The sequence below is a fragment of the Rhizobium sp. PL01 genome, assembly GCF_033447125.1.
GTDB lineage: Bacteria > Pseudomonadota > Alphaproteobacteria > Rhizobiales > Rhizobiaceae > Pararhizobium.
This window is the reverse complement of the sequence record NZ_JAWQUM010000015.1, coordinates 157,080-176,435: the sequence shown is the minus strand read 5'-3', so window position 1 is coordinate 176,435 and position 19,356 is coordinate 157,080. Positions and strand designations below refer to the sequence as shown.

18 protein-coding genes are annotated in these 19,356 nt (G+C 59.0%); 4 read left to right on the top strand and 14 right to left on the bottom strand.

From position 1 onward, the window contains the following. The 10 genes from R6X40_RS28470 to R6X40_RS28425 form a co-directional block, all read right to left on the bottom strand. Nucleotides 1–266, bottom strand: a 266-nt coding sequence (locus R6X40_RS28470) for a hypothetical protein (protein WP_318418209.1), incomplete at its 3' end; no start/stop codon positions are given. A 19-nt stretch (nucleotides 267–285) separates the two neighbouring features. Beyond that, the gene (locus tag R6X40_RS28465) at nucleotides 286–1,479 is read right to left on the bottom strand and encodes a saccharopine dehydrogenase family protein (protein ID WP_318418207.1); all 1,194 of its coding nucleotides are present in this window, start codon (nucleotides 1,477–1,479) and stop codon (nucleotides 286–288) included. Between the two features lie 38 nt (nucleotides 1,480–1,517). Next, a complete protein-coding gene (locus R6X40_RS28460) occupies nucleotides 1,518–3,023 on the bottom strand; it encodes an aldehyde dehydrogenase family protein (RefSeq protein WP_318418205.1) in 1,506 nt (501 codons plus the stop codon). A gap of 54 nt (nucleotides 3,024–3,077) precedes the next feature. Next, entirely contained in the window at nucleotides 3,078–3,425 is a 348-nt protein-coding gene (locus R6X40_RS28455) for a cupin domain-containing protein (RefSeq protein ID WP_318418203.1), read from the bottom strand. A gap of 88 nt (nucleotides 3,426–3,513) precedes the next feature. Beyond that, entirely contained in the window at nucleotides 3,514–3,870 is a 357-nt protein-coding gene (locus R6X40_RS28450) for a cupin domain-containing protein (RefSeq protein WP_318418202.1), read from the bottom strand. Further along, nucleotides 3,863–5,158 carry a glycosyltransferase gene (locus R6X40_RS28445; RefSeq protein ID WP_318418225.1) on the bottom strand — a complete coding sequence of 432 codons (1,296 nt, stop codon included), beginning with the start codon at nucleotides 5,156–5,158 and terminating at the stop codon, nucleotides 3,863–3,865. The genes R6X40_RS28450 and R6X40_RS28445 overlap by 8 nt, the downstream gene beginning before the upstream one ends. Before the next feature lie 16 nt (nucleotides 5,159–5,174). Next, nucleotides 5,175–6,236 carry an ABC transporter ATP-binding protein gene (locus R6X40_RS28440; protein ID WP_318418200.1) on the bottom strand — a complete coding sequence of 354 codons (1,062 nt, stop codon included), beginning with the start codon at nucleotides 6,234–6,236 and terminating at the stop codon, nucleotides 5,175–5,177. Continuing rightward, the gene (locus R6X40_RS28435) at nucleotides 6,233–7,024 is read right to left on the bottom strand and encodes an ABC transporter permease (protein WP_318418198.1); all 792 of its coding nucleotides are present in this window, start codon (nucleotides 7,022–7,024) and stop codon (nucleotides 6,233–6,235) included. The genes R6X40_RS28440 and R6X40_RS28435 overlap by 4 nt, the downstream gene beginning before the upstream one ends. Next, nucleotides 7,017–7,853, bottom strand: coding sequence for an ABC transporter permease (locus R6X40_RS28430; protein ID WP_318418224.1), 837 nt, complete (start codon nucleotides 7,851–7,853; stop codon nucleotides 7,017–7,019). The genes R6X40_RS28435 and R6X40_RS28430 overlap by 8 nt, the downstream gene beginning before the upstream one ends. Before the next feature lie 170 nt (nucleotides 7,854–8,023). Beyond that, nucleotides 8,024–9,076: a spermidine/putrescine ABC transporter substrate-binding protein gene (locus R6X40_RS28425; protein ID WP_318418197.1), complete on the bottom strand. Its 1,053-nt coding sequence runs from the start codon at nucleotides 9,074–9,076 to the stop codon at nucleotides 8,024–8,026. 57 nt (nucleotides 9,077–9,133) lie between these two features. Between R6X40_RS28425 and R6X40_RS28420 the strand changes: the two genes are divergently transcribed. From R6X40_RS28420 to R6X40_RS28405, 4 genes are read left to right on the top strand one after another with little or no spacing between them, the layout of a single operon-like run. Continuing rightward, nucleotides 9,134–9,424 carry a hypothetical protein gene (locus R6X40_RS28420; protein WP_318418195.1) on the top strand — a complete coding sequence of 97 codons (291 nt, stop codon included), beginning with the start codon at nucleotides 9,134–9,136 and terminating at the stop codon, nucleotides 9,422–9,424. A 40-nt stretch (nucleotides 9,425–9,464) separates the two neighbouring features. Continuing rightward, the gene (locus tag R6X40_RS28415; protein WP_318418193.1) at nucleotides 9,465–10,313 is read left to right on the top strand and encodes a GntR family transcriptional regulator; all 849 of its coding nucleotides are present in this window, start codon (nucleotides 9,465–9,467) and stop codon (nucleotides 10,311–10,313) included. Between the two features lie 15 nt (nucleotides 10,314–10,328). After that, entirely contained in the window at nucleotides 10,329–11,594 is a 1,266-nt protein-coding gene (locus R6X40_RS28410) for a glycosyltransferase (protein ID WP_318418191.1), read from the top strand. Nucleotides 11,595–11,610: 16 nt separating this feature from the next. Then, nucleotides 11,611–13,089 (top strand): aldehyde dehydrogenase family protein, encoded by a 1,479-nt coding sequence (locus tag R6X40_RS28405; protein WP_318418189.1) that lies wholly within the window; start codon nucleotides 11,611–11,613, stop codon nucleotides 13,087–13,089. Nucleotides 13,090–13,177: 88 nt separating this feature from the next. On the opposite strand, the gene R6X40_RS28400 is transcribed toward R6X40_RS28405, so the two are convergent. The 4 genes from R6X40_RS28400 to metH all read right to left on the bottom strand — a co-directional run bounded on the left by R6X40_RS28400 (nucleotide 13,178) and on the right by metH (nucleotide 19,350). Then, a complete protein-coding gene (locus R6X40_RS28400; protein ID WP_318418187.1) occupies nucleotides 13,178–13,669 on the bottom strand; it encodes a BA14K family protein in 492 nt (163 codons plus the stop codon). A 128-nt stretch (nucleotides 13,670–13,797) separates the two neighbouring features. Next, complete coding sequence (locus R6X40_RS28395) at nucleotides 13,798–14,016, bottom strand: hypothetical protein (RefSeq protein ID WP_318418185.1); 219 nt, start codon at nucleotides 14,014–14,016, stop codon at nucleotides 13,798–13,800. A 143-nt stretch (nucleotides 14,017–14,159) separates the two neighbouring features. After that, nucleotides 14,160–15,356: a CmlA/FloR family chloramphenicol efflux MFS transporter gene (gene cml, locus R6X40_RS28390; protein ID WP_318418183.1), complete on the bottom strand. Its 1,197-nt coding sequence runs from the start codon at nucleotides 15,354–15,356 to the stop codon at nucleotides 14,160–14,162. A 220-nt stretch (nucleotides 15,357–15,576) separates the two neighbouring features. Then, nucleotides 15,577–19,350, bottom strand: a complete 3,774-nt coding sequence (gene metH, locus R6X40_RS28385) for a methionine synthase (RefSeq protein ID WP_318418182.1) — start codon at nucleotides 19,348–19,350, stop codon at nucleotides 15,577–15,579. Nucleotides 19,351–19,356: the final 6 nt, after the last annotated feature.

The following is a 19,356-nucleotide window of genomic DNA, read 5'->3' as shown; positions in this document are numbered from 1 at the left end:
CCCACAATCCGCACCAAACTTTCGTAAGAAACTTCAGAGCGAGTTCGTCGGTCGCCAGCAGCGCCGCCGCCCTCGTTGGTGAGCGGTTTATAGTCCCACACCCCAAAAGAAGTCAACACAGACGGGGAAAGAAAATCAGATTTCTGATAAGCGGCTGTTATCGCTACGCTTTTCTTATACACGGCAAAAACCAGCCGAATCCGGCGAAAAACACCAGAACCAAACAAACGAAATCTTGTCCAAATGGTCAAAATTGGAATGGGCACGGAGGAGGTCAAAGGCGCCCTAAAGCGCCTTTACACTGTGGCTCACCTTGAACTTTCGTTTCTCCAGTTCAGGGAAGAAATCAGCGGCCGTAAAATATTCCTCCGGCGCCCAGACGCCGGGCCGCTTCGGGTTCTTCAAAACCAGTTGGGCTGCGATCGACGCGCTCATCGAGGTGCCCGCATCCACATAAGGGGCATACATTTCATCCGGCGTAACGATCACCTCGTAGCGGACCTCCACCGGCTTGCCGTCCTTCATGCCCCGGCCGATAGCGAAATGGATCTCCGAACTCTCCTGCTGCGGAATGCGGTGCGGGTTGCGGGCGATGTTGCGCTGGATGACGGCATTGAGCACGTCCAGCGGCTTCACCGACACGCCACCGATCTCGACCGGATCGTTGAAATCACCAAACCCGGCCTTCACCAGACCGACCCAGGCTTCATGCTCGCGGTGCGGCAGATGCAGTTTCCAAGTGAATTCCTGAATGCCCTTGTCGCGAATGCCATCGGCGAGCGGTACGGTCAGCTGTTCGGAATGCGGCGAGTACATGAATTCGCAACGTCCCCAAGGCTCGGGAAGGTCGAGCACTTCCCTACCCGTCATCGGCGCGCATTCGACATGTTTACCGCCAAAAAACTGCGTGCTGGGATGGGCATATTCGGCGAGTACCGTCGAGACGCTATAGGGCGGCATCAGGATCGGGTTTTCATCGCCCGTCAGTTCGGCCGCCCAATAGAGATTGATCTTCTCGATCGTATCCAGTTCATCGGCCACCGCCCGGCAAATGACATTGGACATGCCGGGATCGGCACCGACGCCGACAACCGCGGTCACGCCAGCCGCCTTGAAGCGCTCATGTTCGGCGATCTGCTTGACGGTGAATGTGCCGAGGCCACCGAGATCCATATAAGCAACCCTGGCTGACAAAGCCGCCTCGAAGATGGTCATCTGGAAGCCGAGCAGGGTCGGGACGCAATTGATGCAGAGATCCGCAGCCGAGATCGCCTCGGCCAGCCGGGCCGGATCGGTAACGTCCAGGTCAAACAGTTCGAGGCGCGAATCGCCGAGGTCGGCGATGAGACTGTCCATGCGTTCGCGCGACGTGTCGCAGATACGGATCGTCGAGATATCGACAATGGCGCGGTCGGAAACCAGATCGCGGACGATACCGGCGCCCATCAGGCCGGCGCCACCGAGAATGGAGATTTTCATGACGTGCTACTTTCTTCGAAACGGAGACGGTTGGGTTCTCAGACGTGCTTGCGCCCGCCCTCCTCGTAGAACCAGCTGTCGGGATAGGGATACCACCACTCATGGATCACCGGCTTGTGGTCGATGATCACCATTTTCGAGCGGCGGAAGGCATCGAGACCCTGGCGGCCGAGTTCGCGGCCCATACCTGACGCCTTCCAGCCGCCGAACGGCAACGCATCATTGTCGATCATCGGGTTGTTGACCCAGACCATGCCGGATTCGAGCCGCTCTGCCGCCTCCATCGCCTCTTCGAGGCTGGTGGTGAACACGGAAGCGCCGAGACCGAACGGGCTGTCATTGGCAAGCCGCACGGCTTCATCGAAATCCGCAACGCGGGCGACGGCGGCAACCGGGCCGAAACACTCCTCCTGCATGATCGCCATATCCGGCGTGCAGCCGGTGAGGATGGTCGGCTCATAGAACCAGCCGACCGGCTCGCTTTCCGGGATCTTGCCGCCGAGGACAACGGTTGCGCCCTTGGACTTCGCATCCTCCACAAGCCGGATCACTTTTTGCCGCGCGGCTTCGCTGACCAGTGGGCCGATCTCGGCTCGGGTCAGGCCATTGCCAACGCGCAGACGGCGGGCCGCCGTCACAAATTTCTCGATGAAAGCATCGTGCACGCTCTCGACGACGAAGAAACGTTCGGCCGATGTGCAAACCTGACCGGAGAGATGGAAAGCAGCCGTGACTGCGCCGGCGGCCGCGACATCGAGCGGTGCATGTGCGGTGATGATCATCGGATCGCTGCCACCGGCCTCGATCACCGAGGGCTTCATCTGGCCTGCCGCCGCCGAGGCCACGGCGCGGCCGGCGGCGACCGAGCCGGTGAAGGCGACGGCGTGTGTCAGCGGCGAGGCGATCAGATATTGTCCCACCTCGGCGCCGCCGGGCACGCAGGCAATCAAGCCCTCGGGCAAAGCCTCGAAGACAGTCATGAATTCCAGCGTCGAGAGTGTCGTCGCCAGTGCCGGTTTGATGATGCAGGCATTGCCGGATGCAAGCGAGGCCGCCACCGTCCAGCACATCAGCAGGATCGGGAAATTGAACGGCATGATATGCACGCTGGTCCCGAGCGCTTCATAGCGCGCATACTGGAACGACCCGGCCTGCGTCGTGCCCGCCACCTTGCCGGCCTCATCGCGGGCCATTTCGGCGAAGTAGCGGAAGGCGCCAGCGCAATTGGCAACCTCGCCAATCGCTTCCGGATAGGGCTTGCCCATCTCGCGCGACATCAGCTCGGCGCAAATCCGCATGTCCGTCGCCTCGATCCGGTTGGCGATCCGGTGCAGAATGGTGGCACGGCTTTTGGCGTCGAGGCGTTTCCAATCCGTCTGGGCACGCCTGGCCGCAAACAGCACGGCATCGAGTTCGGCACCTGTGGTTTCGGCAAATGCGCCCTCGGTTCCAAGCGTGGCGGGGTTGATCACCGTGTGGCGCTCACCCGTCGCCTTGATGTAGAGCGGGTGCCGGTAAAAAACGGGCTCGGCTGGATTGAACATGGTGTTTTCCACTTCGGAGACTTCAAGCTTGTGGTGAGGCGGCCGCCAAAATCCTCAGCGGATCATGTAAACCTTCTTGATCGTCTCATGGACGGTGCAGACGCCCTTCCAGTGCTGCGGAAAAAAGGCCGCCGTATCCGGGGTGATCTCGATCACTTCGCCGCTTTCGTGCACATAGGTGCAGCGGCCTTCGAGAAAGTGGCAGAACTCATCGCGGGTGACGTGGCAATCCCACTTGCCGGGGGTGCAGACCCAGAGGCCGCATTCGGATTCGCCGTTCGGGCCTTTGTGGATCAGCTTTCCGGTCGTGCGGCTTTCACCCTCGATCATGGTCGTGATGACGCCCCAATCCTTGAGGTCAGTTTGTTCAAGCGGCTTGCGCATCAGTGGCGTGGCAGTCATGGCGTGTTTCCTTTCGTCTTTTCTTTGGGAAGCGGCAGCGTTTCGAGAAACGCCAAGAAACCGCTGCGGTAGTCTCAAGTCTCGCCGGTCAGACCAGCATGTAGATGTTCCGCATTGTGTCGATCACGTGACATTCGCCGGTCCAGCCGCCTGGGAACATCACCACCGTCCCTGCTCCCACCTCGATCACCTCCCCCTCATCAGAGCGATAGATCGCGCGGCCAGCGACGAAATGGCAGAATTCGTCACGCGGGATGGATAAACGCCAGCGGCCGGGCGTGCAGACCCAGATGCCGGATTCCGGCTGGTTGTTCGGCCCCTTGTGCACCAGGCGGCCGGTCGATTTCGATTGTCCCTCGACGCTATCGGGCTGCATGCCCCAATCGACCAGATCGCCGGTGGTCGTGGCGTTGTAGATATGCGGTGCGGATGAAGGCTCAGCCATCGAACTTCCCCGTGTTTGCCAGTTGATCGAGAATTCCGGCGGCCTTTGCCGGACCGTTCTGCGATTGCATATGCGCGCAGGTGGCTGCCAGTTTCGCCTTCATCCTTGAATCAGTGACGCAGGCCTCGAGCCGGGCCGCCAGTTCCTCGTCGGTCCAGTCGTAGCGCGGCATCTTGAAGCCGTGTCCCGTCTCATCGACGCGGGTCGCATTGTCGTGACCGTCCCAGACGTAGGGCATGATAATCGCCGGTTTGCCGAAATAGAGGCACTCGGTGAACGAGTTGTTGCCACCATGGTGGATGGCCGCGTCGATCTGCGGAATAACGGAAGGCTGCGGGAACCAGCTTTCGACAATTATATTACCGGGCAGGTCGACATACTGGTCCTTATAGTCTCCGACATTGACGAGTGCGCGGTAAGGAAGCTTTCCGATCGTTGTGATCAGCCGTTTCAGAAGATCGGTGTCGCCAGCACCAAGACTGCCGAATGATATATAAAGAAGCGGCTTGTCGTTGTTCTCGGAAAAGACCGGGACGTCGTAGGGCTTTTCCTTGCGCACGCAGCCTTCGAGATATTGGAACTGGTCTGGATCGAGCGGATGCTCACGATCGAACTTCACTGACTCTGGATAGAGAAGCAGGTTCATGAAGGGTGAAGCTTCGAAGAACTGACCGATCGGATAGGTGTCCTCCCCGGTCGAGGCGAGGAAGCCGTTGAAATCCTCGTGGATCGGCTTGATCACTTCGTTGAATTTTTCGCGGTAGGCGGCATGGCCAGCCAGATCGTCCTGGCGGCAGCCGGAGAGATGCGGCGGGATATTGTCGTCCTCGATCTCGTTCTCCGAGCAGGAGATGATCCGCACCCAGGGTTTGCCGAACTGCTTGATTGCCGGGAATAGGATGACGTTATCGACGCAGATGAGGTCCGGCTTGATCTTGGCGAGAACGCCCGGCAGATCCTTCTCAGCCCACTTTGCGCTATCGACGATCGCCTCCCAGCAATCGCGTACATAATTGTCGATCTGGTCGTAAGGCGATTTTCGGAAGTTCGGGATATGGCCGTTGATGAAATCTTCCCAGAACTTCGCCATCTGCTCGGGCGGCATCGGAGCCGATAGATTGACCGGATAGGCCTCAAACCCATAGCCTTTGTAGACATCAACAAAGCCCGGATCGGATAGGAAGACCGCTTTGTGGCCGAGCGCCTCGACGGCCTGCGCGATGCCGACAGAATTGAGCGCCGGGCCGAAGGCCGCTTCCGGAAAGAATGCAATCGTCTTGGACATCAGTTCCCTCTTGTTTTCCTTAGTCCTGAAAAATCCGGCAAGCCGCCGCATCAAACCCGAGCGACACCGCCGCCCCCGGGCGCACAACGTCTGCTCCGGTTGCCGCCACCCGAACCTGAAGCGGCGCCATAGATAGAGCTGTCTTGACGTAAAGCTGACGGTCGAGGCCGTGATAGGCGGCATCGACGACTGTTCCGGCGATCCCTGAGCCAGCCGGTTTCAACGTGATGTTCTCCGGCCGGATGGCCAGCACCGCCTTGGTATTGCGTTGCAGAGCGTCCGTGTCACAGGCGAATGCTTCGCCCCCCGCGTGGAACAGCCCGTCATTGCCGATCTCGCCCTCGATGAAATTCATCACGCCGATGAAGCCCGCAACGAAACGGTTAGCCGGCCGCTCGTAAACTTCCTCCGGCGTGCCGCATTGCAGGATGCTGCCATCTTTCAGCACGGCAACACGGTCGGCCATAACAAGCGCCTCTTCCTGATCGTGCGTGACGATAATGAAGGTGATTCCGACTTCATGTTGCAGCCGCTTCAGTTCCAGCTGCATCTTTTCACGCAACTTCTTGTCGAGTGCGCCAAGCGGCTCATCGAGCAACAAAACCTTCGGACGCTTGATCAGCGCACGCGCCAGTGCCACGCGCTGCTTCTGCCCGCCGGAGAGTTCCGCCGGCTTGCGCTCGGCCAATGCCTGCAGGTCCGTCGTCTTCAACATCTCATCGACGCGGGCCGAAATTTCCGGCTTGGCAAGCCGCTCCATTTCCAGACCGTAAGCCAGGTTCTGCCGAACCGTCATATGCGGAAACAGGGCATAGGACTGGAACATCAGATTGAGCGGCCGCTTTTCCGGGGCCTGCTCGGTGATATCGATGCCTGCCAGCCGGATGCGGCCTTGGTCCGGGACTTCGAACCCGGCGATCATCCGCAGCAACGTGGTCTTGCCGCAGCCGGACGGACCGAGCAGCGCAAAAAATTCGTTCTCTCTTATATCCAGCGACAGGCCGTTGACCGCGATGGTCTTGCCGAAACGCTTGACGACAGTATCGACCGCCAGAACCGGGGCTTTGGAAAAAGTGTTCATCGGGTCATCTGTTCTTTGTTCAGCCATTGCGAAAGAAGAAGGGCGGCAGCGCTGACGCCCATGACGATGGTGGCGAGCGCATTGATCTCGGGCGTCACCCCGAAACGGATCATCGAATAGATCTGCATGGGCAAAGTGATCGAGGAACGGCCAGCGCCTGAGGTAAAGAAGGCGATGATGAATTCATCGACCGACAGGGTGAAGGCAAGCAGCGCACCGGCAATGATGGCTGGCAGCAAAACCGGAAAGGTGATCCGCCAGAAGGTCGTGAACGACGAGGCGCCGAGATCCCGCGATGCCTCGACGATAGAGAAGTCGAAATTCTTCAAGCGGGCGCGCACCACGGAGCAAACGAAGGCGAGGTCGAAGATCACGTGACTGATGATGATCGTCGAAAGGCCCATCGTCACGTTCAGGCGCGAAAACAGGGTTAGAAGCGCCACGGCCAGCACGATGTCGGGAACGACCATCGGCGCAAACGCCAGCGCCTCCAGCGGTGTACTTTTACGCTTGCGGGTTTCCATACCGAGCGCCAGCATCGTGCCGAGCACGGTCGCAATCAGCGTCGCAAAGATCGCCACCACCAGTGTATTCCACGCTGCGTGCAGGATATCGCTGTTGTTGGCGAGCGAGACATACCAACGGAACGAGAAGCCAGACCAGGTGGTCGGCAGGCCGCTTTCGTTGAACGACAGGAGAACCAGAACCGCGATCGGCAGATAGAGAAAGCCGAACACCAGGACGAGAATTGTCCGGCCGGTCAACTTGGTGCGCAGGGCGTCAACCATTGGCGGTCTCCTGCCTTTCGCCGCTGAACCGCGCCGAGGCTCGGGCCTGCAACAGGAGGAGCCCGATCATGATGGCGATCAGCACCATGCCGAGTGCGGCACCGAATGGCCAGTCGTTGGCGGTGAGGAACTGGTCATAGACGAGGTTGCCGATCATCTGGAACCGACCGCCACCCAACAATGCTGGGGTAACAAAATTACCGATCGACAGGACGAAGACGAAGACGCCACCGGCGGCGACACCCGGCATGGTCAACGGCAAGGTCACGCGGAAGAATGTCTTCACCCGTCCCGCCCCAAGATCGCGTGAGGCCTCTATCAACTCGCCGTTCAGCCGCGACAGGCTGGAATAGATCGCAAGGATCACAAACGGCAGATAATTGTAGACCAGACCGGTGATGACGGCGCCTTCACTATAAAGAAGAGCCAACGGCTCACCCTCATAGCCAAACCAGCGCAGCATGTTGTTGATCAGCCCCTCGCGGTTGAGAAGCACGATCCAGGCATAGGTACGGATCAGGTAATTGCTCCAGAACGGCAAAACGGCAAAGAACAGCAGCAACGGTTGCGTCCGCTTCGGTGCCAGGCAGATCGCATAGGCAGCCGGATAGGCGATCAGGATCGCCAGCAATGTTGCGAGCCCGGCGATGCGCACCGATGTCAGGAAAATCTTGGCGTAGAGCGGGTCGATAACGCGTTGGACGTTTTCCAACGTGAATGTGTATTCGATGCCGCCATAGAGCCCGCGCGTCAGAAACGCATAGGCAAGGATGATCAGGCAAGGAACGACCATGAACAGGACGAGCCACGCGACGGCAGGCAGAGCCATGAGATTGGAACGAACCGTCTGCGAGGACAAGAAAAGGACTCCGGAAGTTGAAATGCCCCCTCTCCCCCGCCTGCGGGGAGAGGGCTGGCGTGAGGGGCTTTTGGACAGAATTGCCCCTCATCCGCCCTTCGGGCACTTTCTCCCCGCACGCAGGGAGAAGGGAAATCGGCTCAGTTCGCCGCCTTGATCTCGCTGACAGCACGCGAATAGTCGCGCTGTGCTTCGCCGAGATCCTGAAGTTCCTCATATTTGACTAGCGTTTCAGGCGAGACACCCATGGTCGGGTATTTCTTGATCAGCTCCGGATCGAGACTTTCCATCGCCGGCTTGTTTGGCACTTCATAGAAGATGTTGGAGGCGGCCCAGGCGTGGTTCTTTGCCTCGAGGATGAAGTCAAGGAACTTCATCGCGGCTTCCTTGTGCTCGGAATTCTTCATCACGACCATCGTATCGATCCAGAGGTCAGAGCCTTCCTTCGGCACGACGAACTTGATCTTGTCGTTTTCGGCAATGCCGTAGTTGCACCAGCCGTCCCAGGCCTGAACCAGCGAGGCTTCGCCGGACACGAGTTTCGAGAAGAACGTCGTATCGTCATAGGCGAGCAGGCCCTTCTTCGCCTCGATCAGGGCGTTCTTCGCCTCTTCGATCTTGGCCGGGTCCTTTTCGTTGACCGAATATCCCTTGTAGAGCAGGCCCGCGCCCATCAGCCAGCGATCGGTCGAGAGCATGGTGATCTTGCCCTTCAGCGCTTCCGGTGGATTGAGCAGATAGGACCAGCTGTCCGGCGTGCCTTCAACGAGGTCGGAGCGATAGCAAAGGCCGGTCGTGCCCCAGGCATAGGGAACGGCATAACTATTGCCAGGATCGAATGCGAGCTTGGTCGCCTGCGGATAGAGGTTCTTGAGGTTCGGCACTTTCTCCGCGCCGAGCGGCTCCAACAAACCTTGGCCGTTGAGAATATGCGCGAACGGCGAAGAGACGAACACGACATCATAACCCTTGCCCTGGCCCGCCATCAGCTTGCCCATGATCTCTTCATTGGTGGCGTGATTGACCACCTCGATGGTCAGCCCCGTCGCCGCCTTGAAGGTATCGGCGATATCGGGCGCCATGTATCCGGCCCAGTTGGAGATCACCAGATCGGCAGACAGCGCCGTTCCGGCCGAAAGGATCGTGGCTGTCGCGGCAAGACCGGCCAGGCGCAGTTTCACTGACGTTTTCAAGGGTAGTCTCCCGTTGCTGGCGCAGCCGGATGCCAAGCGACCTTGGATCACCACCGCATGCGCAAAACCATCATCCCGGAAGGTATCGCGACAATACGCAATGCCTCACCTGAGGGTTCAACCTCTGTTCCCAAAGCGGCGCGCCGGTTATCCGGTCTATGCCTCGCTTCGTCAGGCAGTATTATTTATAAAAAAAATACGTCAATACGAAATCGTAACATCGGCGAAAATTTAACAAATGCTCTTGCAGACCTTTTGAAGAAGATGCAGCATGCCCGTTACTCTATGGAATTCAAAGGTTATGGCGATGGAAGCAGAGGCGAAAAAGGTAAATCATCGCCATGTTGAACTGGCGCAAAAAATACTTGATATCGCAACAGAACGCGGAATGAGCCGTGGCGAACGGCTGCCGGAACAGGCACTCGCGTCGCGTTGCAACGTCTCGCGCACCCCGATCCGCAAGGCGCTGCAGTTCTTGGCCGAAAAATCGATCGTCACGGCGGAAGTGGAAGGTGGCTATCTGCTCGCCATCGACCCTGCCTCGTTCCCCGGCCTCGAAGACACCACCCAGCCGGCCGAAGAAACCGAACTCTACAACGCCATCCTGCGTGACGTCTCGGCCGGGCGCATCAGCGATTCCCAGACCGTTGCCACCCTGCAGCGCCGCTATGACGCATCCAGAAACGCAGTACAAAATGCCCTGACAAGACTGGCCGAAGACAATCTCGCCGAACGGGCCGCCGGTCAGCAATGGCTGATCAAGCAATTCGCCATCAGTGGCGACGCCATCGCCAAGAGTTTCGAATACCGCCTTTCCTGTGAACCCCTCGCCTTGACCATGCCGGGCTTTCGCCGCGACATCGCGGCCATTACCTCGCTCCGGCAATCGATGGAGATCCTGCGCTCGATGACGGAAAGCGGTTTTGACCAGAAACTGTTCGAGCGCACCGATTTCGACTTTCACATGCTGATCGCCAGAAGCTGCGGCAACCCTTTCATGTCCGAAGCGCTCTCAAGTCATCACCGTCGCCGCCGGTCCAGCCAGCCGCCAGTGCATGTCAATGCCTTCCGGCTGATGCAGTCCAACATGGAGCATATCCAGATGCTGGAACAGATCGAGCGCGGCCAGCTTGAGCTTGCGGCCGACCTGATGCGCGTGCATATCCAGCTTTCCCATTCGCAGCGGCCACGCCTTGCCGGGCGCGGCGTCCCGCCCGTCTTCAAGATCGTGGGATAGATATTTGGTGCACGCATGAGCCAGCCCAAGGTGATCGCCTTTTTCCCGGAAGCCAGTTACGGCGCAGCGCTGAACTGTGTCGGCATCGCCCAGGAATTGCGCCGGTTGGGCGCACGACCGGTCTTCATCTGCCATCCCGGCTTTCGCGGCGTCTTCAGCGAGTACGGGTTTCCCGAGTATCAACTGCAGCCTTCGGGAGCGGAAAGCCAGACCGACTGGACAGACTTCATCAACCGGCATCAGGATGCCTTCCGGCAAACACCGCTAGAGCAGGTGAAAAGCTATGTCGCCCCAACCTGGGAAGCGATCGTCGATACGGCAATCGCTGCGGAAGAACCACTTCGCCAACTGCTGGCACAGCTAAAGCCGGCAGCCATCGTGCTCGACAACGTCGTGATGTTTCCAGCGATCGCCAACGCCGGCGTGCCCTGGGTTCGCGTCGTTTCCTGCGCCGAGACCGAGCTGCCCGATCCACAGGTGCCGCCCTATCTCTCCGGCTGCGGCGGAGAGATAGGCGCGCCATGGTCTGCCTTTGCGCGATCCTATGCCAAGGCCGTGGCCCCGGCTCAGAAACGGATGAACGCCTTTTTGACCGAATGCAGCCTCAGCCCGCTGCCGCCAAGCGAATTCCTCGAAAACTCGCCCTATCTCAACCTGCTCCTGTCGCCTGACGTTGTGCGTTTCCAGCGCGAAAACCCGCTCGATTCCAAGAAATTCGTCTATCTCGATGGCTGCGTCCGGCAGGAAGCGCCCTATACGCTGCCGCATTTTGCCTCGCATCAGGATGCACCGCTGGTGCTTACCAGCTTTGGCAGTCTCGGCGCCATGGACGTGTCGATGATCAAGCGGATGATCGGCGTTTTCGAGACCTTGCCCTATCGCTTTATCGTCAATGTCGGGCCATGGCGCGACGAGTACAACCGCATCCCTGACAACGTCTTCCTCGAAAGCTGGTTTCCGCAACCGTCCGTCGTCGAGCAATCCAGTCTGTTCATCCATCACGGCGGCAATAACAGCTTCTGCGAGGCGCTCTATTTTGGTGTGCCATCGCTCGTCATGCCGTTCTGCTGGGACGGCCACGACAATGCCCGGCGCACCGAAGATGTCGGTGTCGGCGCGCGGATCGACCGCTACCGCTGGACGGACGATGAACTGGTGTCGGCGATTACCGGCCTGCTCGACAATTCCGCTTTGAACGATACACTTGCAGCCAATTCCGCGACGATGAAAAAAGCCGCCGGCGTTACGGTGGCCGCAAAGGCAATACTTGATCTGATTTAAGAGGGGACGGCGACATATGCAGGACAGGCTTTACATCGACGGTGCGTGGGTAAGGCCTGAGAAGGGTGGCACGCTGGATGTCATCGATCCCGCCACCGAACAGGTCATTCACAAGGCGCCGGCAGGCACTAGCGGCGACATCGACAAGGCCGTCAAGGCCGCCCGCTACGCCTTCGATTCAGGGCCATGGCCTCATTTTACCGGCACTGAGCGCGCCGTCTACCTGCGCGCCATCGCCGCCAAGATCACCGAGAAGCGCGATTTTCTCGCGAGGCTCGAAGTCGCCGACAATGGCAAGCCACTGCCCGAAGCACTCTGGGATATCGATGACGTAGCGGGATGCTTCAATTACTACGCCGAACTTGCGGAAGAACTTGATCATCATCCGGAAGAAACGATCCCGCTCAACGAGCCTCGCTTCTCATCAAGAGTTGTGCGCGAACCGCTGGGTGTCGTCGGCGCCATCACGCCTTGGAACTATCCGCTGCTGATGGTCTCCTGGAAAGTCGCACCGGCCCTTGCCGCCGGCTGCACCATGGTGCTGAAGCCCTCGGAGCTGACGCCGCTAACAGCCCTCGAACTCGGTATCATTGCGCAGGAAGTCGATCTTCCCGCCGGCGTGCTCAATATCGTCACCGGCACCGGGATGCAGGCAGGTGAGCCCCTGACCGAACATCCGTTGGTCGACAAGCTTGCCTTTACGGGCTCGGTCTCCACCGGCCGCAAAGTGATGATGGCGGGCGCGCAGGACATCAAGACCGTCAGTCTCGAACTCGGCGGCAAATCACCCTTTGTGATCTTTGCCGACAGCGACATCGAAAAAGCCGTTGAATGGATCATGTTCGGCATCTTCTGGAATCAGGGTCAGGTCTGTTCGGCCACCTCACGCGTACTGGTCGAGGCCGGGATCTACGATGCCGTCGTTTCGCGCCTTTGCGAGGAGGCAGCCAAGATCAAGATCGGCAACGGGATGGACTACGGCACGCTGCTCGGTCCGATCGTCTCAAAGGGACAATATGACAAGATCGTCTCTGCCATCGACCGCGCTCGCATCGACGGCGCCACCGTCGCTTATGGCGGCAGCCGCCCGGCGGGGCTCAACAGCGGCTATTTCCTTGAGCCGACTGTTCTGACTGACATGAGCGAGGACAGCTATGTCTGGAAGGAAGAGATTTTTGGCCCCGTCGTCTGCGTCAAACCGTTCAAGGACGAGGACGATGCGATCCGCATGGCCAATGATAGCCGCTTCGGTCTCGCCGCCGCCGTCATGTCGAAGGACGTGATTCGCGCCGAACGCGTCGCCGAGGCGTTTCGCGCCGGCATTGTCTGGGTCAACTGCTCACAGCCCACCTTCGTGGAAGCGCCTTGGGGCGGCTACAAGCAATCCGGCATCGGCCGGGAACTCGGCCGGTGGGGCTTGTCGAATTATCTGGAAACCAAGCAGATCACCCGGTTCAACAGCAGTGAACCATGGGGATGGTATATCAAGGAATAAAAACTCAGCCAGATAGGGCGCCATTCGCCAAATCGGGCAGGACAATCACATCCTGCCCATCGTGAACGAAATTCAGCACTCCCGAATGTCAGTAGGGCGAAATGCACTGACGACGGCCGCCATTATACGGCTGGAACGTGTTGTCATAGGCCCGGTATGAGCGATAGCGTGCATAGCACCAATCGGCGTGCGAACCGCCCGTACGATAATATCGGCGCTCACCATAATAGCGATTGTCATCGCCGTAGTATCTCGGCTGCGCCAGAATGCCACCAATGATTGCACCTGCGGCAAGGCCGCCAAACGCTGCACCAAAGTTGTCGTTATAGCCACCGTAATAGCGCCGATTATTGTAATAACCGCGATGACCGTAGTAACCGCCATTGCGATAGTTGCGCCTGATGTAAGGGCCGCGGTTGCCGCCATAGCGGCCGATGCCCCAGGAACTGCGATAGGACTCGACCTGTTGAACATCCGAAACTTCTACCTTCGGCCGTTCGACGGATGGAAATGCCTGTGCCGGCACAACGCTTGAAAAGGCGGTGGCCAGCGACAGACCGATGATTGCGAACATCTTCATTTGAATCACCATTTTACCTTTCCCAGAGGAAACGTTTCAAACAGCGCTTTTGTGCCATGGATCACCTAAAAAAATGAAATCGTGATAATCCGGTACGCTCGCTTGACGCTTTTTATGCCGCGCCAGGTTCAATCCAGACGTTTGAATGTCCACTTGACGGTATATTCGCCGCTGCGTTTCATCTTGCTTTTGGTCCGCACCCGCACCGGACCACCAAGAGCAATCTCCGCATCTTCAAAGGCCTGACGCGCCTCGGCCATCGCCCGGTGGTAGGCGCTGTTATCGCGCTTCGGGCTATCGGCAATCGCCTTGAGAAGGGCGATCGTGTCGAGCTTGTTATCGGCCATGAATTCTCCGCACTCTTTCTCGGCTGAACATATATTGACGTGGCTATGCCGAACGCGTGGTTGAATACACCCAACGAAGCGCCTTTCCCAATCCAAACATCCGGAATTGGGCAGGACGGCGAATGCTGCCCTGCCCAATTCCATTATCCCAATATTTTCTGGCGGCGAAGCAAGGCCAGCGCGGTAAGAACCACGACCGCCATGATGGAGGAATAGGCCACCAGTGGCCATGCCGTATCACCTCGCAAAGTGATGACCGCCAGCGTTCCGAGAATACCGGTGATCAGGCTCTGGATACAAAAATAGAACGCAACCGCTGTCCCGGCGATATCGTCAAAGCCTTTCAACGCGCCGTTGGCCGTCACCGAAACCGCAAAGACGATACCGATCGCCATGACCCACATCGGCATGATGAAGGTGAGGAAGGACGCGGCGCCAAAGAGCTGGCCAATGCTCAGCAGGACGGCCCCCAAAAGCAGCAGCAGCATTCCTCTCGCGAGACTGCCGGAAATGCCCCACTTCGCCACAAATGTCCGGGCAAAGCGCGTGGTAACGATCATGGCAAAAGCCGCGGTGGCGAAAGCCAGACTGAACGTTACCTCGGAGAAACCCGCACCATCGATCAGCACCCGGGGCGCGGTCGAGAAAAACACGAAGAACGTGCCCATGGCCGCGCTGAATCCGAGCGTATAGGTCCAGAACGCCAAGCTTATGAAAATCGGCAGGATTGAACGCTTCGTGTTTACCGCAGCTACCGGCCGCGTTTCGTGCCAGCGAAACACGGCATTGACGAGCGCCAGGATCGTGAAGGCGCCCAGGGCCACGAAGATGGCGCGCCAGCCCAACCCATCGGCGAGCACGGCGCCTGCAATCGGACCAAGAGCCGGCACGAAGGACAGCATCGCGCTGAAAAGGCTATAGATCACCGCGCTTTCCGGACGCTCCGCATAAACATCGCGAACGGTCGCAAACGTTGCCACCAAAGCTGCGGACGCCCCGGCAGCCTGAAGAAACCGGAAGACGATGAACGGGATAGCGGTCGAAGACGCAGCAAGGCAGAACGACGCGACGGCAAACAACAGCGCACCGCCGATCAGCACCGGGCGTCTGCCGATACGATCGGAAATCGGTCCGAACACGATCTGTCCAAGGCCGAGCATGACCATATAAAGGCTCAGGCTCAGCTGAACAATCGCCGGGCTGGTATTGAGAATTCCGGGCATGGCCGGAACCACAGGGAGATAGATATCCATCGCCAAAGAGGCGAGAATATCGAACGGGGCCATCAGCAACACAGTTGCCGGCAGGGAGTAGGCCCAGACACGGGAGTTTGTAGACATAGAAAAATCCGCTCAAATGAGTCCATTTGGCGGCGTCTGCCTGTCAGCTTAAGCTGGGATTGGGTTCAACAGATCGCCGCAACAACAAGAATGGTTGTTGCGGCTTACTTGTCTGCCGATTTGGCGGCTCCCATGCCAATGCTCCAAGATCCGGAATTCGATGAACGCTCCTATATCAAATCAGGAGCGTGCAAACAACATTGTCCGGAATGCGGAAATTTTATTCCGCCGCCTCGGCTCTCGGTGCCGGGACATAGTTCAGGATCGGCCCCAGCCAGCGCTCGACTTGGATAACCGGCATGTCCTTGCGTTCGGCATAGTCCTCGACTTGGTCCCGCTCCACCTTGGCGACGCCGAAATAATAAGCGTCCGGATGGCCGATGTAGATCCCTGAGACGGACGAGCCGGGCCACATGGCATAGCTTTCCGTCAGGGTGACGCCGATTTCGTCTTCCGCCTTCAGAAGATCGAACAGCGTTGCCTTCTCGGTATGATCCGGTTGCGCCGGATAGCCGGGCGCGGGGCGAATACCCGCATAAGGTTCGCCAGCCAACTCGCTCGGTGCAAAGGTCTCGCTGGCGGCGTAGCCCCAGAGTTCCTTGCGGACATATTCATGCATGCGTTCGGCAAAGGCTTCGGCAAAACGGTCGGCCAGCGCCTTGACCATGATCGAGGAATAGTCGTCGTTAGCGCGTTCGAAGCGTTCGGCAATCGCCACTTCCTCGATACCGGCAGTGACGACGAAGCCACCGAGGTAATCCTGCTTGCCGCTATCGACCGGGGCCACAAAGTCCGACAGCGCAACGTTTGGCCGTCCATCACGCTTGGCCATCTGCTGGCGCAGCGTGAAGAAGGTGGCGCGCTCGGTTTTCCGGCTTTCGTCGGTGAACAGACGGATATCGTCGCCGACCACGCCAGCCGGCCAGAAGCCGACAACAGCCTTCGGCGCAAACCATTTTTCCGCAATGACCTTGGCCAGCATGGCCTGCGCATCGGCAAACAGCGCGCGGGCGGCTTCGCCCTGACGTTCGTCGTTTAGAATTTTCGGGTAGACGCCCTTCATCTCCCAGGTCTGGAAGAACGGTGTCCAGTCGATGTATTCAGCCAGTTCCGCAAGGTCCCAGTTCTGGAAAACACGCGTACCGAGGAACGATGGTGTCGTCGGCTGGTATGCGTCCCAATCGACTTTCTGGGCATTGGCACGGGCTTTGGCCAGCGGCAAACGCTGCTTCTCCAGCTCGTTGCGCGCATGCGCATCCGCGACCTTCTTGTACTCGGCCCGGACGGTATCGATGTAACCGCCCTTCATTTCCGGCGACAGCAGGCTGGAGACCACGCCGACAGCGCGGCTGGCATCGGTGACGTAGATCGCCTGGCCCTGATTGTAGCGCGGGTGGATCTTGACGGCGGTATGGACACGGCTGGTCGTCGCGCCGCCGATCAACAGCGGAATATCAAAGCCCTCGCGCTCCATTTCGGCCGCCACATGCGCCATCTCGTCGAGCGAGGGAGTGATCAGACCGGACAGGCCGATGATATCGACATTCTTTTCACGGGCGACCTCCAGGATTTTGGCCGCAGGCACCATGACGCCGAGATCGATGATTTCATAATCGTTACAGGCCAGAACGACGCCGACGATATTCTTGCCGATATCGTGCACATCGCCCTTCACCGTCGCCATCAGCACCTTGCCAGCGCTCTTGCGCTCGCCAAGCCCGCCACCGGCCAACCGTTCGGCTTCCATGTAAGGCAGGAGAATGGCGACCGCCTGCTTCATCACGCGAGCGGATTTCACCACCTGTGGCAGGAACATCTTGCCGGCGCCGAAGAGATCGCCGACGACGTTCATCCCGGCCATCAGCGGGCCTTCGATGACATGCAGCGGCCGCTCGGCATTCTGCCGGGCTTCCTCGGTATCCGCCTCGATGAACTCGGTGATGCCATTGACCAGCGCGTGTTCAAGCCGCTTTTCGACAGCCCATTCGCGCCATTTCAGGTCCCGCTCCTTGGCTTCCTTTCCGGCGGTGCCCTTGAAGCGCTCGGCAAGTTCCAGCATGCGCTCGGTCGAATCGGCGCGACGGTTGAGAACGACGTCCTCGCAGGCTTCCTTCAGCTCCGGCTCGATCTGGTCATAGACCACGAGCTGACCGGCATTGACGATGCCCATGTCCATCCCCGCCTGAATGGCGTGATAAAGGAACACGGCATGCATCGCTTCGCGCACCGGCTCGTTGCCGCGGAAGGAGAAGGACAGGTTGGAAACGCCGCCGGAAATATGCACATGCGGCAAGGTATTGATGATCTCGCGCGTCGCTTCGATGAAATCGACGCCGTAATTGTTGTGTTCCTCGATACCGGTAGCCACAGCAAAGACGTTCGGGTCGAAGATGATATCTTCTGGCGCGAAATTGGCCTGTTCCGTCAGGAGCTTGTAGGCGCGGGTGCAGATCTCGACCTTGCGTGCCTGCGTATCCGCCTGCCCCTGTTCATCGAAAGCCATAACCACGACGGCGGCGCCATAGGCGCGGCAAAGCCGGGCGTGATGCAGAAAGGCTTCCTCGCCTTCCTTCATCGAGATCGAATTGACCAGCGGCTTGCCCTGAACGCATTTCAGGCCCGCCTCGATGATCTCCCATTTCGAACTGTCGATCATCACCGGAACGCGGGCGATGTCGGGCTCGGCAGCGATCAGGTTGAGAAACTCGACCATCGCGTGTTTCGAATCGATCAGGCCTTCATCCATGTTGATGTCGATGATCTGGGCGCCATTGGCCACCTGATCGCGGGCCACATCGAGCGCTGCCGCATAATCGCCAGCAGTGATCAACTTGCGGAACTTGGCCGAACCGGTGACGTTGGTACGCTCACCGACATTGACGAAGGGAATGTCCTTGGTCAGCGTGAACGGCTCCAGGCCGGACAGCTTCATCAGCCGCGGCACTTCCGGGATTTCGCGGGGCGCATGTTTTGCAACAGCCTGCGCGATAGCCCGGATATGAGCAGGTGTCGAGCCGCAGCAGCCACCGACGACGTTGACCAGACCTTCGCGGGCAAAGCCCTCGATCTGGGCAGCCATTTCGTCCGGCGTTTCATCGTATTGGCCAAATTCGTTGGGCAGGCCGGCATTTGGGTAGGCGCAGACGAACGTATCGGCGACGCTGGAAATTTCAGCGAGATGGGCGCGCATGGCGTTGGCACCGAGCGCGCAGTTGAGGCCGATGGTGAAAGGATCGGCATGACGCACGGAATGCCAGAAGGCGGTCGGGGTCTGGCCGGATAGCGTGCGGCCGGAAAGGTCGGTGATCGTGCCGGAGATCATCACCGGCAGGCGGATGCCCATCTCAACGAATACTTCCTCGGTCGCAAAGATCGCCGCCTTGGCATTCAGCGTGTCAAAAATGGTTTCGATCAGAATGATATCGGTGCCGCCGTCGATCAGGCCGCGCAGCTGCTCGGTATAGGCGATGCGCAGATCGTCAAAACTGACTGCGCGGTAACCAGGATTGTTGACATCAGGCGAGATCGAGGCCGTGCGGTTGGTCGGGCCAAGCGCGCCAGCAACGAAGCGGCGCTTGCCATCGACCTGTTGCGCCCGTAACCCGGCACGCCGAGCAAGGCGGGCGCCATCGCGGTTCAGCTCATAGACCATCGCTTCCATGCCGTAGTCGGCCTGGGCGATCGACGTAGAAGAGAACGTATTGGTCTCAAGGATGTTGGCGCCGGCGATGGCATAGTTGTAGTGGATTTCTTCGATCGCGCCCGGCTGCGTCAGCGTCAGGAGGTCGTTGTTACCCTGCAGATGACACTCGCAAGCAACGAACCGGTCGCCGCGGAAATGATCTTCACCAAGGCCCAGCTGCTGGATTTCCGTACCCATCGCGCCATCCATGATGAGGATGCGTTCACGCGCCGCCGCCTTCAGCGCGGCCATGACTTCGGATCCATCCGGCTTGGGTAAAACGGCACCGAAAAGTGCATCAATGGCGGACATGGGAAA

Coding starts and splice junctions, on each gene's coding strand:
- R6X40_RS28465 (WP_318418207.1), bottom strand. CDS start 1,479: ATGAAAATCTCCATTCTCGGTGGCGCCGGCCTGATGGGCGCCGGTATC.
- R6X40_RS28460 (WP_318418205.1), bottom strand. CDS start 3,023: ATGTTCAATCCAGCCGAGCCCGTTTTTTACCGGCACCCGCTCTACATC.
- R6X40_RS28455 (WP_318418203.1), bottom strand. CDS start 3,425: ATGACTGCCACGCCACTGATGCGCAAGCCGCTTGAACAAACTGACCTC.
- R6X40_RS28450 (WP_318418202.1), bottom strand. CDS start 3,870: ATGGCTGAGCCTTCATCCGCACCGCATATCTACAACGCCACGACCACC.
- R6X40_RS28440 (WP_318418200.1), bottom strand. CDS start 6,236: ATGAACACTTTTTCCAAAGCCCCGGTTCTGGCGGTCGATACTGTCGTC.
- R6X40_RS28435 (WP_318418198.1), bottom strand. CDS start 7,024: ATGGTTGACGCCCTGCGCACCAAGTTGACCGGCCGGACAATTCTCGTC.
- R6X40_RS28430 (WP_318418224.1), bottom strand. CDS start 7,853: ATGGCTCTGCCTGCCGTCGCGTGGCTCGTCCTGTTCATGGTCGTTCCT.
- R6X40_RS28420 (WP_318418195.1), top strand. CDS start 9,134: ATGCGCAAAACCATCATCCCGGAAGGTATCGCGACAATACGCAATGCC.
- R6X40_RS28415 (WP_318418193.1), top strand. CDS start 9,465: ATGAGCCGTGGCGAACGGCTGCCGGAACAGGCACTCGCGTCGCGTTGC.
- R6X40_RS28410 (WP_318418191.1), top strand. CDS start 10,329: ATGAGCCAGCCCAAGGTGATCGCCTTTTTCCCGGAAGCCAGTTACGGC.
- R6X40_RS28405 (WP_318418189.1), top strand. CDS start 11,611: ATGCAGGACAGGCTTTACATCGACGGTGCGTGGGTAAGGCCTGAGAAG.
- R6X40_RS28400 (WP_318418187.1), bottom strand. CDS start 13,669: ATGAAGATGTTCGCAATCATCGGTCTGTCGCTGGCCACCGCCTTTTCA.
- R6X40_RS28395 (WP_318418185.1), bottom strand. CDS start 14,016: ATGGCCGATAACAAGCTCGACACGATCGCCCTTCTCAAGGCGATTGCC.
- cml (WP_318418183.1), bottom strand. CDS start 15,356: ATGTCTACAAACTCCCGTGTCTGGGCCTACTCCCTGCCGGCAACTGTG.
- metH (WP_318418182.1), bottom strand. CDS start 19,350: ATGTCCGCCATTGATGCACTTTTCGGTGCCGTTTTACCCAAGCCGGAT.